The organism is Alkaliphilus metalliredigens QYMF (assembly GCF_000016985.1).
Classification (GTDB): domain Bacteria; phylum Bacillota; class Clostridia; order Peptostreptococcales; family Natronincolaceae; genus Alkaliphilus_A; species Alkaliphilus_A metalliredigens.
Map to the genome: position 1 here is coordinate 4,363,315 of NC_009633.1, position 14,802 is coordinate 4,378,116.

Here is a 14,802-nt window from a genome sequence, read left to right on the forward strand (position 1 = left end):
AAGGGTAACGAATGAATTCGTTACCCTTTTACTTACTTATTTAAATGAACTCTTTAAGGATACAATCTGATTAAATACTAGCTTCTCTGCTGTTGTGTCCTTTGGATCCACGTTGAAATATCCATGTCTAAATAATTGAAATTTATCTTGTCCTTTAGCCTTTTGCATATTGGGTTCCACAAAACCTTGGATCACTTCAATGGATTGAGGATTGATTTTATCTAAGAAACTTTTTTCTTCCTGACCCTCTTCTACTTGCTTTTCACTATCTAAAATTAAGGGTTCATACAGCCTAAATTCCGCTGCAATTGCCTCCTGTGCGTTAACCCAGTGCAATGTTCCCTTTACCTTTCTCCCTGTAAATCCTGTACCACTCTTGGTTTCCGGATCATAGGTACAATGGATTTCTACTACATTTCCATCTGCATCCTTTACCACATCATGACACTTAATAAAGTAAGCATGCTTTAGGCGCACTTCATTTCCTGGGAAGAGTCTAAAATACTTCTTAGGTGGATTCTCCATAAAATCCTCTTGCTCAATATAGATTTCTCTTGAAAAAGGAATTTGACGTGTACCCATTGATTCATCACCAGGGTGATTTTCTGCCTCTAACATCTCTACTTGCCCCTCAGGATAATTGGTAATAACTATCTTGAGTGGTCGCAGAACTGCCATTGTTCTTGGTGCATTTTCATTGAGATCCTCCCGAATAAAATGCTCTAGCATCTGAGAGTCTACCACACTATGGGCCTTGGCTACACCAATTTCCCTACAGAAGTTTCGAATGGCATTGGCCGTGTATCCTCTTCTTCTTAGACCAGCGATAGTGGGCATTCTAGGGTCATCCCAGCTATTAACGACGCCTTCATCGACTAGTTGTTTAAGGAATCTTTTACTCATCACTGTATTGGTTATGTTTAATCGAGCAAATTCAATTTGTTGCGGCTGCGAAGGCATTTCACATTCCTCAACAACCCAGTTATATAGAGGTCTGTGATCTTCAAACTCTAATGTACAGATTGAATGGGTCACATCCTCAATGGCATCCTCTAAAGGATGGGCGTAGTCATACATTGGATAAATACACCATTGATCACCTGTGTTGTGATGTGTGGTGTGGGCAATTCGATAAAGTACAGGATCTCTCATATTCATATTTGGAGAAGTCATGTCAATCTTAGCCCTTAATACCTTTTGTCCATCTACAAACTGACCGTTTTTCATTTTTTCAAATAAATCTACGTTTTCTTCCACAGAGCGATTGCGATAAGGACTTTCCTTCCCAGGATGCTTTAGAGTTCCCCTTGTTTCTCGGATTTCGTCAGCGGTTAAGTCACATACATAGGCCTTTCCTTTTTTGATTAATAGGACAGCCCTCTGATACATTTCTTCAAAATAGTCTGAAGCAAAATAAAGTGCATCCCAATCAAATCCCAACCATTTGACATCCTCTTTAATAGACTCAACATATTCTGTATCCTCTTTTAATGGGTTTGTATCATCAAATCTCAAGTTTGTTGTTCCTTTAAATTCGTCAGCCAAATCAAAATTTAATACGATGGACTTGGCATGTCCAATATGTAAGTAACCATTTGGTTCTGGAGGAAAACGCGTAATAATTTCTTTATGCTTACCTGATTCCAGATCTTGTATCACAATATTTTTAATAAAATTCGAACTGCTAGGTTTGTTCTCCATAAGATACTCCTTTCCTTTCCTTCACTTAATCTATTATTTCTATATTTAAATAAATATATCATAAATCCGAACTTTTTTCTATGTTCCAATTTATTTCTTCTATTCCTACACCCCTTAAAAAATCATTGGTTTTAGAAAAGGGATGACTGCCAAAGAAACCTCGATGAGCAGAAAAAGGACTGGGGTGTGGTGATTTAATAATATGATGCTGGGGATTTGTAATGAGCGCTTCCTTCTCTTGGGCATTTTTTCCCCATAAGATGAAAACCATAGCCGTCTCTCTTTCATTAAGTCGCTTAATAATCTGATCTGTAAATTGCTCCCATCCAGCACCTTTATGGGAGTTAGGTTCTCCCCTACGCACTGTTAAAACAGTATTAAGCATCAATACACCCTCTTGGGCCCATTGGTTTAAATAACCGTGTTCCGGAATATCATATCCTAGATCCCCATTCAACTCTTTGAATATATTCTTAAGGGATGGTGGTGTCTTCACGCCTGGCTTCACAGAAAAACTCAACCCATGGGCTTGCCCTGGACCGTGATAGGGATCCTGTCCTAATATAACCGCCTTCACCTTCCCAAAGGGCGTAAGCTGTAGTGCATTAAAAATATCGCCTTCATCTGGATAAACTGTTTTTGTTCTATATTCTTCCATTAAAAACTGTTTCAATTTCAGATAATATGTTTTTTCATATTCTTCCTCTACAATCGGTGCCCAATCATTATGTAAAACAGACATTTCATTCACCTCTAATTCCTGTGTTTTTGATTAAATCTCCCTCTGTTATAGAATAATCCTTTCATTACCTTTTACTCGATGCTTCTTTTCTTCACCTGCTGCTTTACTCTGACTGCAAGAAAAAGCATACATCCAAAGGTCAGTAGCTCGGCCAATGGCCCCGTCATCCAAACCCCAAGGATTCCAAATAAATTAGGGAATATGATGAGCCCTAATAATATGAAAATAACACCGCGACTCATGGTTAATATCGTGGCATACATGCGGTATTCAATGGCTTGAAAGTAGGCTGCCATAATAATGTTAATTCCTGTAAATAAAAAACCTGTAAAATAGATATAGATTCCTTGCACCGTTATATCAATCAATTCCTGACTATCAGGGGTAAAGAGGGAGACAATCCAATGCGGAAAGAGCATTCCCACTCCAAAAAAGAATAGGCTAAGGCCTAAAGAAATATAAATAGCAAATCTTAATACCTCCTGTACCCGTTCCTTTTTTCTTGCACCATAATTCACACTCACAATGGGTTGCATCGCTTGGGAAACACCAATGAAAATCGCAATAAATATGATAGAAACATTGGCAATAATACTATAGGCAGAAACAGCCAGAGTCCCCTTAATCGATAGCAATACTGTGTTAAAGGCAAAAATGACAATCCCAAAAGAAAGTTCTAATATAAAGCTTGAGAACCCATTCCCTATGATTCGCCTAACTGTTTTATAATGAGGCATGACCCTAATGAATACAAGACGATTCTCTTTGCTAAAGAAATGAATACAGAGTATCAGAAGACTAACTGCATTGGCAATGCCAGTGGCAATGGCAGCCCCTTTCATGCCCCACTGAAAATGAAAAATAAATAGTGCGTCAAGTACAATATTAATCACATTTCCAATAATCATGCTCCACATGGCAAGCTTTGGTGCTTGATCATTTCTCACAAAAACGGCTACGGTTTGATTCACTAAAAAGAAAAATCCAAATGGAAGTAAAATACCTACATATCCATTGACCAGTCCAATGTTTTCAGAAGTAGCCCCTAATAAATAGGAAATTCTTTCAGAAAAAAGCAAGCCAATGATACTAAACAATAGGCCTACAACACAAGCCATGATCACACTGTGGGTAAAAAACACCTTTGCCTGCTCCTGTCTTTTCTGTCCCATTGAAATAGAAAAGGCCGCAGCTCCTCCTATACCAAACAGAAGTCCTGTGCCAATCAATATACTAAAAAGAGGAATGGCAATATTTAAAGCTGCTAACCCCTCACTCCCTACCCCTCTGGCTATAAAGATGGTATCAAATAAAATACATAAAGATAAGACCAATGTGGAGGCGATACTGGGAATCAAATATTTTAAAAATAGTTTCGTTACATTATCCTTAGTCAAGTCTACGTTATTCTCCATTAGTGACACCTTTCTTAACACTTCTTTAATGAAATGATTTCATCCCATGTATTAGTATTTTAACATATTTTCCTAGTCTCTCCCACCCTTACAGATAAACGCTCATCCCATGGGTTTTCAACCACTTTTTTCTGATTTTATAATCAGGAATACAGCTCTCCACCAAATGCCAAAAATCCTTTGAATGATTGAAATAGATTAAATGACACATTTCATGGACAACAACATACTCCAACACCCTTTCAGGTGCCATGGATAATCGCCAGTTAAACATCAAGTTCCCCCTGCTACTACAACTTCCCCAGCGTTTCTTCTGTTCCTTGACCTTTACATTTACAGGCATGCAGTTTAATTGCATCTTATGCTTTTCTATATAATGTAGTACCCTTTCAGATGTCTGCCTCCGATACCAAGTCTCTAGAGCTCTTCTTACCTGTTCAGCTTCAATTACATCGCTCCAAACACATAATCCCCCTTGAACTAGTTCCACCATGGGAATGGGTACCGTCTCGTCCTTTACCAGCCTTAATGGAAAGCGCTCTCCTAGATAAAGAAAATTCTCTCCATTGGTAAATGTGTATTCTTTCCGATGTTTTTCCTTTTCCCTTACTTCAGCAAGCTTAATCTCAATCCACTCTTGCTTTGACTGAAGCACACTGACAACATCTTTATGCACCACCCTTTTAGGCACCAGCACCTTCACCACCCCAGGTGGTTTGATTTGAATTTCCACAGTCTTTCTATTCCTATGTTCTACTACTATATCTATGGTTTCGTTTTTCAATTGTACCTGCAATGATTGTCCCCCCTATGCTAATACATTCATTATAATATACTTTCACTCCTCTATTCAAAATAAAGCTTAGAAAGTTTTCACCCACGATGGAAAAAAATCTAATCTTGTCATATAATAACTAATAGATGGAATATTTTACTTTTTTCTAAATATTCTAAATAACCGGGGTATGGGGTGTATAAAATGAGTGAAAAAGTAGTTGGTATATTAGGTGGTATGGGGCCTGCAGCCACCTGTGATCTCTTTAGCCGAATCATTGCACAGACTAATGCAAAATCCGATGCTGATCATATCCATGTCATCATTGATAGTAATTGTAAAATCCCTGATCGCACCAAGGCAATCCTTTATCAAGGAGTAAGTCCTCTACATGCCATGATTAAATCAGCACGTCAGCTAGAAAGTATTGGAGCCGGTATTCTTATCATTCCATGTATTACCGCTCACTATTATATTGAATCGCTACAGCAAGAAATCAACATCCCGATTGTCAATGCACTACAGCTGATAGACGATCATCTCAAATCAGAGCTTTCTTCAATAAAAGCCATAGGGGTCCTGGCTACTTCTGGAACAAAACAGACCCAGCTCCTACAGCGCTCTATTCAAGAGAAAGCTTTGATTTTTCCAGATCCTCGCACCCAAGAGCATGAGTTAATGGACATCATCTATGGCAATAATGGAATCAAAGCTGGAAATCAATCTCCCGAAGTAATCAATAGGATCGTTGGTGTTATTGATAAATTGAAACAGCAAGGGGCAGAGGGTGTATTGGCAGGCTGCACGGAAATCAGTCTTGTCTTAAAGCAAAGCCATTTAGATTTACCCCTAATTGATCCTCTGGATTTATTAGCTCAAAAATCCATTGATTTCGCCCTACCTTTCAACTCCCCTGAATTAGGTCTCGTTTTATAAATAAATAGACAGTGATTGTCTGATGTGAGACAATCACTGTCTTGTGTCTTTAATAAGGAGCAAAGCCCTGTTCTGCCCACCACTCTTCTTTGTAAACATTGTATTGCTCTGTAAATTGATTTAAATGAACAAATTCCCACTTAATTAGCAGATCATACAATTTTTCCGCTTGTTCTAATTTGGTATTCTTTTTGGCTTCTTTATAAAATTCAATTGAATCCTTTTCCATTTGAATACCGATACCAAATACCGACATGCCTAAGCTGGTGTATTGCTTATCCATCTTGCTCCATTGATAAATATTGGGAGATGGTGGTTCTGATACAAATGCCAATTCAAAGTCTTCTCCCTGATTATCTTTTACTTTATTGAATAAGTCCTTTAAGTACTCTGCGTGTTCAAGTTCCTCTTTGGCCAAGGCCATAAAGGCCTCTTTGCTTTCCTCTGTTCCAGCTTGCTTTGCTGCCATTTGATAAAATTCAAATCCTTCAACCTCATTCAAAATGGCCTGCTTAATTGCATCTAATTCCTCTTTTATCATCCAAATTCCTCCTTTATACTATCTCTCTAATAAAAGTGCTATCTTATTTTTACCCATATCTTCCTATTATATAGACAAAAAATAGAACTAAATCATATCTTATGATCTAGTTCTACTAAATAACATGGTTAAAGCCTCCATTTGCACCACAAATCTTTAAACAAGATATCTAAAAATACCTAGAAAATGTAGTACGCCTCCTGCTAACACGAAAAGGTGCCAAATGGCATGATTATATGGAATTTTTTTAATAGCATAAAAAATTGTGCCTACAGTATAGGCCATTCCACCTGCCAAAAGCCACACAAAGAAGCCCAATGGAATCATTTCAAGCATGGGTTTAATGGCAATCACAATAATCCATCCCATTGCAATATAAATCCCTAGAGAGAGTGCTTTGTACTTTTCAAATTTATTAAATGTAACGATTTTAAACACAATCCCAAGGAGTGCGATTGTCCAGACAGTAGACAATATTCCAATTCGCCAATACCCCTTCATTGCTAATAGCGCAATAGGCGTATAGGTTCCCGCTATGAACAAATAGATGGATGCATGATCAAAAACCCTTAAGATTTTTTTGACTTTTTCTTTTTGGAAGCTATGATAAAGGGTTGATGCCACATATAAGACGATGGAGCAAAATCCATATATACTAAACCCCACAATAGCTGCAGTGTTTCGATTCCAAATTGAATAAACCAATAAAATGGTCAATGCAACGATACTAAACACCACTCCCATTCCATGGGTAATGCTGTTTGCAATCTCTTCTTTAATTGAGTGCGCTTTTATTTTTGAGTCCTCTACGTTCAATTAGTCTTCCCTCCCCGTTACACGATACTTTCAACTTATTAAAATTGGCCTACTACTTAATTATAATGTTATTATATTCCAATTTAGTTCTTTTTTATACTTTCTTATCATCAATATCATACCATACAACCTGAGTAATTAAAATTGAAAAAGCGAGGCAGTTTTATGCCTCGCTCATCAACTCATCATATCTAATATCGATAAATAGCTGCAATAGCCCCTTCACATGGCATTTCCTCTTTTTCCATTACATATACCTTTCCACCATTGGTAAATGTATGAAAAGCTGTGAAGTCTAATATGTCCTCACTATCTTCATTTTGTTCATGGTAGTGCTTTAATTCATTCTTTTTCTTGTCAAATCTGCCCCATACATGTTGTCCTTTAGCTATGAACAAAACTTCCACTCTTTGGTTATAAGCAGATGACACAATACTACTTAAATCGTTGGATGCTTTTCCTGTGCTCTTGAGATCATTATACTTTTCTTTTATTTCTATTTCTTCTTTCTTTAAATAAGGTTCCATGATTGTCCATCCCTGCTGTTGCAATTCTTTATTAGATGCTTCTTCAGGGTTCCCTGTGATTCCTTGTTCCAATAGACTACGATACTTATTGGCTTCTTTATAAATAGGAAATAGATATGCTACCCCCGCTAATATCAGGGGAATTGAATCGTTGTTGAAATACTTTACTAACCCTGCATTAACTTCTTGAAAATAGCGTAGTATGTTGGTCTTATCCTCTTCCATACCAGCTCCGTGTCCGTGATATGCTACCGAGCTTTGTCCTCCCGCATTTCCAGAAGTTCTGGTATTTAATTGCATCTTATTTCCTAGATCATCATACTTTAATGCCTCAGCTAGGCTCGTTGGGACATCATTCAGTTTAACTTCCGTTACATCATCCTTGGTACAATACAATAATCTTAGCTTATTTTGACTAATGGCTAAAACATAAAATTGTCCGTTTCGCTGGAAAGTTGGGAAAAGCGGTTTAATATAAAAATGATCTTTCACAACAGCTATGGGCTCAAATTCAACCGGAAGCGTATAAAAATAAAAGTCCTCCTCTGTTGCAAAAATCGCAAGTCCTTTGTCTAGATGACTCCAGAACATTGAATCCTCTAATAATGATTCAATATTATGGGTGAAATGACTTAATTCAGTCTTTTTAATACCTGCTTCTAGTAATTTAGCTTCACTTTCTTTCAGTAAGTTTTTTAATTGAATCCGTCCCTTTTGAAGATCCCTATTCTCCGACCCAGTCGTTAAAAAAATAGAGAGATTGAAATTTTTGCCGTTACTTAGTAGTTTGTCCAACTCGTCTCTAGTAAACATAACAACGCCTCCTTCTAGGTTTCGACTCCTATGATTGAGTAGTGCCATAGTGAGTAACCCCATTTTTTTCTGTCAGTTATTTAATATTTACCCTGGATACGCCCTCATAAACATTAACCCCAAGTACCACCTGTTCAAAATAAGTGCACCTATGACCGTTTCTTGCTCTGACCTAGGGGTATATTTTAAAAACATAATAACTTTGAATATATTTCATTAATCTTGTATACTTTACTATATGGAGGTGAGTTTATGTCCTTTCGACGAATCAAGGAAGTGCTTTTACATCTTTATAACCAATTTGACAAAGATGAGGTGCCTGCATTAGGGGCCCAAATTAGCTATTATCTGATTTTATCTTTTTTTCCTTTTCTCATATTTTTGATTGTCCTCATAGGTTATATTCCCCTAACAGAAGAGCGTACACTTTATGAACTTGCCCTTATATTGCCTCATGATGCCTATTCCCTTGTAGAAGAAATCATTCTAGAAATCACCACTGCTGATAATACAACCTTAATCTCCTTTGGTATGCTTGGAACCCTATGGACAGCATCTAGAGGCACCTCAGCAATGATTCGTGGAATGAACAAGGCCTACAATGTTAAAGAAGATCGTCCTTTTTGGAAGGTTGCTGGAATGGGCGTTATTTTCACCATCGGTCTTGCATTCATGATTTTATTTTCTTTAACACTATTGGTTTTTGGTCAGCTTCTGGGGGAAATGCTTATCAACCAATTAAACCTCAGTACACTCCTTGAGCCTACTTGGCGTCTTGTTCGATATGGTGTTGCTTTATTAGCTCTTTTCTCTACCTTTACTTTGCTTTATCTCTTTGGACCTAACTACCATTTAAAGCTTAAGAATATCTATTGGGGGGCTCTTTTCTCTACTGTAGGATGGGTGGTGATTTCCCTAGGATTTGCTTATTATGTCAATAATTTTGGCAACTATACCAGAGTCTATGGCAGTATTGGTGGTGTTATGATTCTTTTGATTTGGTTATACCTTAGTAGCCTCATTGTACTTATGGGGGCAGAGGTTAATTCCACCATATGGGTCTTCTCTAAGCGTGGAAAGTAACTCACTATGTAAAAAGCTCCCTGAAAACCCAAAGGGTAAGGGAGCTTATTTTAATAAACCATCATATACTTTTATGGCATTCTCATAAAAAACATCCTTGTGATATTGTTGTGCAATTAATCCTTTTATCCAGTTAATATAAATATTCAACTGTACAAGTGGCCAGTCAGATCCGTATAGAATTTTATCATAGCTTGCTGCATAATCTAAGGCTCTTTGTATGTGTTCAACAAATAGTTTGCTCTCCATTCTCTGGCGAACACTTTGTTGATCTCCAATCACAAGTCCCGAAAGATCTGCAAAAACATTGCTATTATTCGAAATGATTGCAGCTGTGTCCATTACCCACGGATCACCCAAATGAGCAATAATAAATTTCACGTTGGGGTATTGTAGGGCCACCTGGTTGACGAGTAATGGATGGGAATCATGTAAATAACCTTTAACGGCATAGGTTTTTCCACAATGAATTGTGACGGGAACTCCATAAGCTTCTGCTAGATGATAAATTGGCCTATAGATGGCATTTGTTACGGCAACGGGATAATATCCAGGGTATAGTTTAATACCCACCACAGCTTGTTCCTGAAGCTTCCTTTCAATTGTAAGGAATTCCCCCAGGGGGTCATTTTTAAGTTGAAGGGGATTGATCCCTAAGCAGTACTTCAACCATGAGGGTAGTGTACCTTCAAGATTTGCCTCCATTGGATTTCTTTGTTCCGCATCAGGAAAGGCCTTGTCATGAGTTTCCTCTAGCCCCATAGCAATGCCAGTCACGATCTCATTGCTTTCAAAGTCTTCTTTTAATCCTTCCATGGAATAATTGATTTGTGATATCTTCTCAGCGCAATTTCTAAATCGTTTAACCTCAGAAAAATGTAAATGGGCATCAATAATCTTCATTCTCTCTCCTTCTCTCATGCTTTTGAATCATGTCACTATCTCATTATTTCTTTCATTACTGCACATTATACTAGAAATAATAGTCTCCAATTAAATCCCGCTACAATCCAGTACAAACCAAAGCCTTTTACAGGTAAACAAACTAAGTGACTGTCTTAAAAGTTAAAATTAAAACTTTTGGTCATCTACTTATAGATAAACAAGCTAGGTGACATTTTTATATTTATAAAGGAAAATCATCAACTTACGTAGAATATAATCATGACACTTATAAAAGAGAAAAAAGTGAAATATGATAGAAAAAAGGAGATGATATCATGCAATTTTTAGTTACTGGTTATGATGGAACTGACGAAGGTGCACTAAAAAGACGTCTTGCGGTTCGTGCTGAACATATGGAACTTGCTGCTTCCATGAAAAAAGAAGGAAAGTATTTATATGCAGTTGCCATATTAGATGCCACTGAAAAAATGGTAGGTTCTGTACTCGTTGTAGATTTTCCTACTAGAGAAGATCTTGACGAGTGGTTAAAAATCGAGCCCTATGTTACAGGAGAGGTGTGGAAGATAATAGAAATCAAAGCTTGTAAAGTGCCTCCTTTCTTTATGGAGTAACGCAACCAAATGTAATTCAAAAGTATAAATTTAAAAGCCCTGTAGGTACATGTAGGATTCCTCCTGCACTTATCTACGGGGCTTTCATGATAGAATACTTATTATTTACGTTTCATGGACATTCTACTACAATCCCTATTCTTCATCCTTGTTTACTACTCAATTCATCCTATGGTTCGTCTACAAAAATACAAATCCTAATAAAAGTCCTGCAATCAGACCTGCATTAGCAAGATGACTACTCATTGCATTGGCCTGTGGAATCAATTCATCGTTCACAATATAAATCATGGCTCCTGCGGCAAAGGCAAGGGAACCCCCTATAAAGACTGGCGATATTCTAAAGAATAACAATCCAATGGCAGTGCCTAGTGGTGTCATCAATCCTGCCACAAGGGTAAATAAGAATATTTTCATGGAGGAAAGGCCTCCGGCCTTTAATGGACCCGCCATGGCTAACCCCTCTGGTATATTGTGAAGGGCAATGGCTACAGCTATGGCAATCCCCAACTCTGGACTGGCTTCTAGCCCCGCTCCGATGGCTAACCCCTCTGGTAAATTATGAAGGGCAATACCAAACAAAATTAAGTAGCCCACCCTTAGCATTGGGTTTTCCACAGATTGAAGATTCCCTTCATTTTCTACCACAAGATTGTCACTGTCAGACATGTGGGAATGAGGAAGAACCATGTCCAACCCATACATCATGCCTGCCCCAAGAAGAAACCCAATCAAAGCACTTGTCATGGAACCTAGGGCCACAGATTCAGGCATCAACTCAAAAACAGAAATTGCTAGCATAATGCCACCAGCAAAGCCTAATAATGTTGCCAATACCTTCTCACTAGGTTTACCAAAAATAATCAAGACCACGACTCCTAAAGAAGTGGAAATACCGGCAAAAAAACTATATAACAAGCTCTCCATAGTAACCTCCTCTACTCGTATCACCCTATTGACTTTGAATAATACGTATTAATACATTAGTCTATTTAATATAAGACGCTTACGATATTCATACCCAGTTCAGCCATTGTGTAAACACATTCTCTATCACTCAATAAATAATTCATCTCTACTATTTAACTGATACGTCTTCTTACACTGAAAAAGCCCGTGGATATTCACAGATTTCACCTGTTACTATCCACGGACCCTTTACAATACCTCTTATCATTGATCGCTCTTTTTTTATCAATGTTTCTTATCATTCACTTTGCTGTTTATCTACCTTGGCAGCAAATACAAAGTCACTCTCACTTAATCCATCTATTTTATGGGTAAACAATGTAATTTTAACCTTTCCCCAAGATAAAAGCATATCTGGATGATGGCCTTCTTTTTCTGCTAATTGGCCAATAACATTGGTATAACTTAAAGCCTCTTTAAAGTTTTTAAACTTAAATTCCCTTTCAAGGTGGTGATCATTGATCACTTTCCATTCCTCATGCAATTGGCTGATATATCTTTTTATTTCATCAGATGATAAAGGGGGTGTTCCAAGACTACAAGGTATACATTTTTTTTCTGCTAAATTGTTCATAAATTATCCTCTCCTTTGATTCTATTGATACCCTCATCTCAAATCAATCACACAAAAAATCTCTCTTATAAACATTTTCTTAGAATGATACAAAAAAACCGTGAGTACCCACAGGACTTTCCTGCACATACCCACGTACTCTTATTAAGATTGGACGATCTATAGATTATATTAGCTTTTTATATTCTTCTAATAAGTATTTCTCCGCCTCTGCTGACCATAAGCCCTTATGTCTACCAGTGATTTCTGCAAGCCCTGCAAAGAATGGATCTATCTTTCCTTTTTCCTCAAATTCATCTATGGCGGTTAATTCCATATCAATATGTGTATAGACTAGCTTTTTACCCCCTGATATATTGGGTAGATTCAAAGTTGCATCAGCTACTGAATTCAAGCCACCTATATGGGTCACCATTACTGCAGGATTGATGCGTTTTTCAGCTGACATTTGTAATGATTCCTTCATGTCATCGGTATTGCCCCCACTGGTTCCCACAATGTGGGTAGCTGCATAGTGAACATTATAGAAATTTAGTTGTGCTGAAAAATTTGTATCAATGGGACCTGCAAAGAAGTTTAGGCATCCATCTCTCCCTAAAATTTTATCAGCATCCTCAAGTAACTCTTTCACTGGGGCATACACAAAGACATCATCATATCCTGTACCATCTGTGAACTGCATTAAATATTCACTTACATTTTCAACATTGTTTGTATTAACAAAGATTAGCTCCACGCCATTTTTCTTAGCCTCTTCTTGAGTGAAAATGGACTGGGCTCTCTCTATCTTATCATCATTACGATCTGTCACCACTAACAGGCTTGGTTTTTTCTCTCGATGAATAATATAGTCTATGGCCCCGAATCCCATGGGTCCACCACCGGCTAAAAGTGCCATTTTCCCGCCTTCAACAATTTCCATCGTATGTTCATACTTTCCTGGTACCGTATGATAGGAAGCGTGGAAGGCCCCTATGATACATGACATTGGCTCTGCAAGAGAAGCATCATAGAATGCTTCGCCTTCATAGGGAAGTAAGCATCCCAACTCCATCACTTCTTGGGGAATGATTGTGTAGGTACAGTTTCCACCAAAATACTTGTATGAATAACCTGGAGAAGCCATGCTGCCTTTATAATTCAGAGCCGGTTGGATGGCAAATTTATCTCCTGCTTTAAATTGATGCTGCCATTTTTTCCCCACTTCTACAATGACTCCAGCAAACTCATGTCCCACAATGATGGGATTTTCATGAATATCCTCAGGAACTCGTTTGTGATTTTTTCCTAAGCTGGCTGCCTTATAGGTTGACATACAAATGCTATCGGTAATGACTTTAACCAGTATTTCATCCTCTTTTATTTTAGGTAATTCAAACTCTTCTAACCTTAAATCATTGGCACCATATAGTCTTACTGCTTTTGTTTTCATTTATTTAACCACCTCTCTATTGTCATAAGAAATCAACTTAACTTTCTTTTCTAACTGCTCAATCACATTCATCTCACCAGTTTCGGTACCAGAGGTCATGACGCTGGCCGCACTTGTTGCTGTGGCTAACCTAATTGCTTTTTCTAATGGGTAGTCCCTATGGATTGCTACGGCTAGAGCTGCAACCATTGAGTCTCCTGCCCCTACTGTACTGATGACGTCCACCTCTATTCCCTCTACAATTACGGTTTCTTCCTTCGTCATCAAGATCGAACCCTCTTCACCTAAAGAAATGACTATCAATTCAACTCCATATGCAAAAATATCCATTGCAACCTCTATGGCTTTCTCTTTACTTGTAATCTGGGTATTGTAAAGTCTTTCCAGCTCATAAATATTAGGCTTCACTAAATAGGGTCCTGCCTTTATTCCCTGCTTTAATAGCGCGCCATCTGCATCTAATATTGTTTTGACACCCTTTTCCTTTGCCCTGGCTATTAAAACCCCATAAATATTACTATCTATATTGCTAGGAACACTTCCCGATAAAACTAAAATATCTCCATCATGTACTGCCTCTAATGTTTTACAGATTACTTCTGCTAAATCAGGTTCAGCTATGTCCGGTCCCTTCTCGTTGATATCTGTATTTGAATGATTGATTCTATCGACAACTTTTATATTGGTTCTCGTTTCTCCCCCTACAAACAAAAAGTCATTGTCAATTTTTAAAATGTCTAATTGTTCTTTAATGAACTGCCCAGATTTTCCGGCTAAAATACCCATGGCTTTACTTTTTTCTCCTAGGGTATGTACTCCCTTTGATACATTAATTCCTTTTCCCCCAGCATCTAATCTAGCTGATGAGACTCGATTCACATGATTTATTTGAAAACTATCTATCTCAATGGTTTTATCCACTGCAGGATTTAACGTTAACGTTACGATCATCTTTTCACCT

General features: G+C 37.7%; 15 protein-coding genes. 3 read left to right on the forward strand and 12 right to left on the reverse strand.

What is annotated here, in order from left to right; translation table 11 throughout:
- Window positions 1-36: 36 nt before the first annotated feature.
- The 4 genes from AMET_RS20885 to AMET_RS20900 all read right to left on the reverse strand — a co-directional run bounded on the left by AMET_RS20885 (window position 37) and on the right by AMET_RS20900 (window position 4,654).
- Complete coding sequence (locus tag AMET_RS20885; protein ID WP_012065280.1) at window positions 37-1,701, reverse strand: glutamine--tRNA ligase/YqeY domain fusion protein; 1,665 nt, start codon at window positions 1,699-1,701, stop codon at window positions 37-39.
- 58 nt (window positions 1,702-1,759) lie between these two features.
- Window positions 1,760-2,443, reverse strand: coding sequence for a uracil-DNA glycosylase (locus AMET_RS20890; RefSeq protein ID WP_012065281.1), 684 nt, complete (start codon window positions 2,441-2,443; stop codon window positions 1,760-1,762).
- 71 nt (window positions 2,444-2,514) lie between these two features.
- Window positions 2,515-3,858 (reverse strand): MATE family efflux transporter, encoded by a 1,344-nt coding sequence (locus AMET_RS20895; protein ID WP_012065282.1) that lies wholly within the window; start codon window positions 3,856-3,858, stop codon window positions 2,515-2,517.
- Between the two features lie 88 nt (window positions 3,859-3,946).
- Entirely contained in the window at window positions 3,947-4,654 is a 708-nt protein-coding gene (locus AMET_RS20900; RefSeq protein WP_012065283.1) for a M48 family metallopeptidase, read from the reverse strand.
- Window positions 4,655-4,837: 183 nt separating this feature from the next.
- On the opposite strand from AMET_RS20900, the gene cuyB reads away from it, so the two are divergent.
- Complete coding sequence (gene cuyB / locus AMET_RS20905) at window positions 4,838-5,569, forward strand: cysteate racemase (protein WP_012065284.1); 732 nt, start codon at window positions 4,838-4,840, stop codon at window positions 5,567-5,569.
- A gap of 49 nt (window positions 5,570-5,618) precedes the next feature.
- On the opposite strand, the gene AMET_RS20910 is transcribed toward cuyB, so the two are convergent.
- The 3 genes from AMET_RS20910 to AMET_RS20920 all read right to left on the reverse strand — a co-directional run bounded on the left by AMET_RS20910 (window position 5,619) and on the right by AMET_RS20920 (window position 8,266).
- Window positions 5,619-6,110, reverse strand: a complete 492-nt coding sequence (locus AMET_RS20910) for a ferritin-like domain-containing protein (protein ID WP_012065285.1) — start codon at window positions 6,108-6,110, stop codon at window positions 5,619-5,621.
- 156 nt (window positions 6,111-6,266) lie between these two features.
- Window positions 6,267-6,926 (reverse strand): PAQR family membrane homeostasis protein TrhA, encoded by a 660-nt coding sequence (trhA, locus tag AMET_RS20915; protein ID WP_012065286.1) that lies wholly within the window; start codon window positions 6,924-6,926, stop codon window positions 6,267-6,269.
- A 191-nt stretch (window positions 6,927-7,117) separates the two neighbouring features.
- Complete coding sequence (locus AMET_RS20920; protein WP_041721190.1) at window positions 7,118-8,266, reverse strand: baeRF7 domain-containing protein; 1,149 nt, start codon at window positions 8,264-8,266, stop codon at window positions 7,118-7,120.
- A gap of 252 nt (window positions 8,267-8,518) precedes the next feature.
- On the opposite strand from AMET_RS20920, the gene AMET_RS20925 reads away from it, so the two are divergent.
- Window positions 8,519-9,349, forward strand: coding sequence for a YihY/virulence factor BrkB family protein (locus AMET_RS20925; RefSeq protein WP_012065288.1), 831 nt, complete (start codon window positions 8,519-8,521; stop codon window positions 9,347-9,349).
- Window positions 9,350-9,394: 45 nt separating this feature from the next.
- Here AMET_RS20925 and AMET_RS20930 read toward each other — a convergent pair whose 3' ends face one another.
- Complete coding sequence (locus AMET_RS20930; RefSeq protein ID WP_012065289.1) at window positions 9,395-10,252, reverse strand: amidohydrolase family protein; 858 nt, start codon at window positions 10,250-10,252, stop codon at window positions 9,395-9,397.
- 317 nt (window positions 10,253-10,569) lie between these two features.
- Between AMET_RS20930 and AMET_RS20935 the strand changes: the two genes are divergently transcribed.
- A complete protein-coding gene (locus AMET_RS20935; protein ID WP_012065290.1) occupies window positions 10,570-10,866 on the forward strand; it encodes a YciI family protein in 297 nt (98 codons plus the stop codon).
- Window positions 10,867-11,046: 180 nt separating this feature from the next.
- Here AMET_RS20935 and AMET_RS20940 read toward each other — a convergent pair whose 3' ends face one another.
- The 4 genes from AMET_RS20940 to pfkB form a co-directional block, all read right to left on the reverse strand.
- Window positions 11,047-11,793 (reverse strand): ZIP family metal transporter, encoded by a 747-nt coding sequence (locus tag AMET_RS20940; RefSeq protein WP_012065291.1) that lies wholly within the window; start codon window positions 11,791-11,793, stop codon window positions 11,047-11,049.
- A 280-nt stretch (window positions 11,794-12,073) separates the two neighbouring features.
- Complete coding sequence (locus tag AMET_RS20945; protein WP_012065292.1) at window positions 12,074-12,409, reverse strand: 4a-hydroxytetrahydrobiopterin dehydratase; 336 nt, start codon at window positions 12,407-12,409, stop codon at window positions 12,074-12,076.
- Between the two features lie 166 nt (window positions 12,410-12,575).
- Window positions 12,576-13,841: a zinc-binding dehydrogenase gene (locus AMET_RS20950; protein ID WP_012065293.1), complete on the reverse strand. Its 1,266-nt coding sequence runs from the start codon at window positions 13,839-13,841 to the stop codon at window positions 12,576-12,578.
- A complete protein-coding gene (pfkB, locus tag AMET_RS20955) occupies window positions 13,842-14,792 on the reverse strand; it encodes a 1-phosphofructokinase (RefSeq protein WP_012065294.1) in 951 nt (316 codons plus the stop codon).
- Between the last annotated feature and the right edge of the window lie 10 nt (window positions 14,793-14,802).

Coding starts and splice junctions, on each gene's coding strand:
- AMET_RS20885 (WP_012065280.1), bottom strand. CDS start 1,701: ATGGAGAACAAACCTAGCAGTTCGAATTTTATTAAAAATATTGTGATA.
- AMET_RS20890 (WP_012065281.1), bottom strand. CDS start 2,443: ATGTCTGTTTTACATAATGATTGGGCACCGATTGTAGAGGAAGAATAT.
- AMET_RS20895 (WP_012065282.1), bottom strand. CDS start 3,858: ATGGAGAATAACGTAGACTTGACTAAGGATAATGTAACGAAACTATTT.
- cuyB (WP_012065284.1), top strand. CDS start 4,838: ATGAGTGAAAAAGTAGTTGGTATATTAGGTGGTATGGGGCCTGCAGCC.
- AMET_RS20910 (WP_012065285.1), bottom strand. CDS start 6,110: ATGATAAAAGAGGAATTAGATGCAATTAAGCAGGCCATTTTGAATGAG.
- AMET_RS20920 (WP_041721190.1), bottom strand. CDS start 8,266: ATGTTTACTAGAGACGAGTTGGACAAACTACTAAGTAACGGCAAAAAT.
- AMET_RS20925 (WP_012065288.1), top strand. CDS start 8,519: ATGTCCTTTCGACGAATCAAGGAAGTGCTTTTACATCTTTATAACCAA.
- AMET_RS20930 (WP_012065289.1), bottom strand. CDS start 10,252: ATGAAGATTATTGATGCCCATTTACATTTTTCTGAGGTTAAACGATTT.
- AMET_RS20935 (WP_012065290.1), top strand. CDS start 10,570: ATGCAATTTTTAGTTACTGGTTATGATGGAACTGACGAAGGTGCACTA.
- AMET_RS20940 (WP_012065291.1), bottom strand. CDS start 11,793: ATGGAGAGCTTGTTATATAGTTTTTTTGCCGGTATTTCCACTTCTTTA.
- AMET_RS20945 (WP_012065292.1), bottom strand. CDS start 12,409: ATGAACAATTTAGCAGAAAAAAAATGTATACCTTGTAGTCTTGGAACA.
- AMET_RS20950 (WP_012065293.1), bottom strand. CDS start 13,841: ATGAAAACAAAAGCAGTAAGACTATATGGTGCCAATGATTTAAGGTTA.
- pfkB (WP_012065294.1), bottom strand. CDS start 14,792: ATGATCGTAACGTTAACGTTAAATCCTGCAGTGGATAAAACCATTGAG.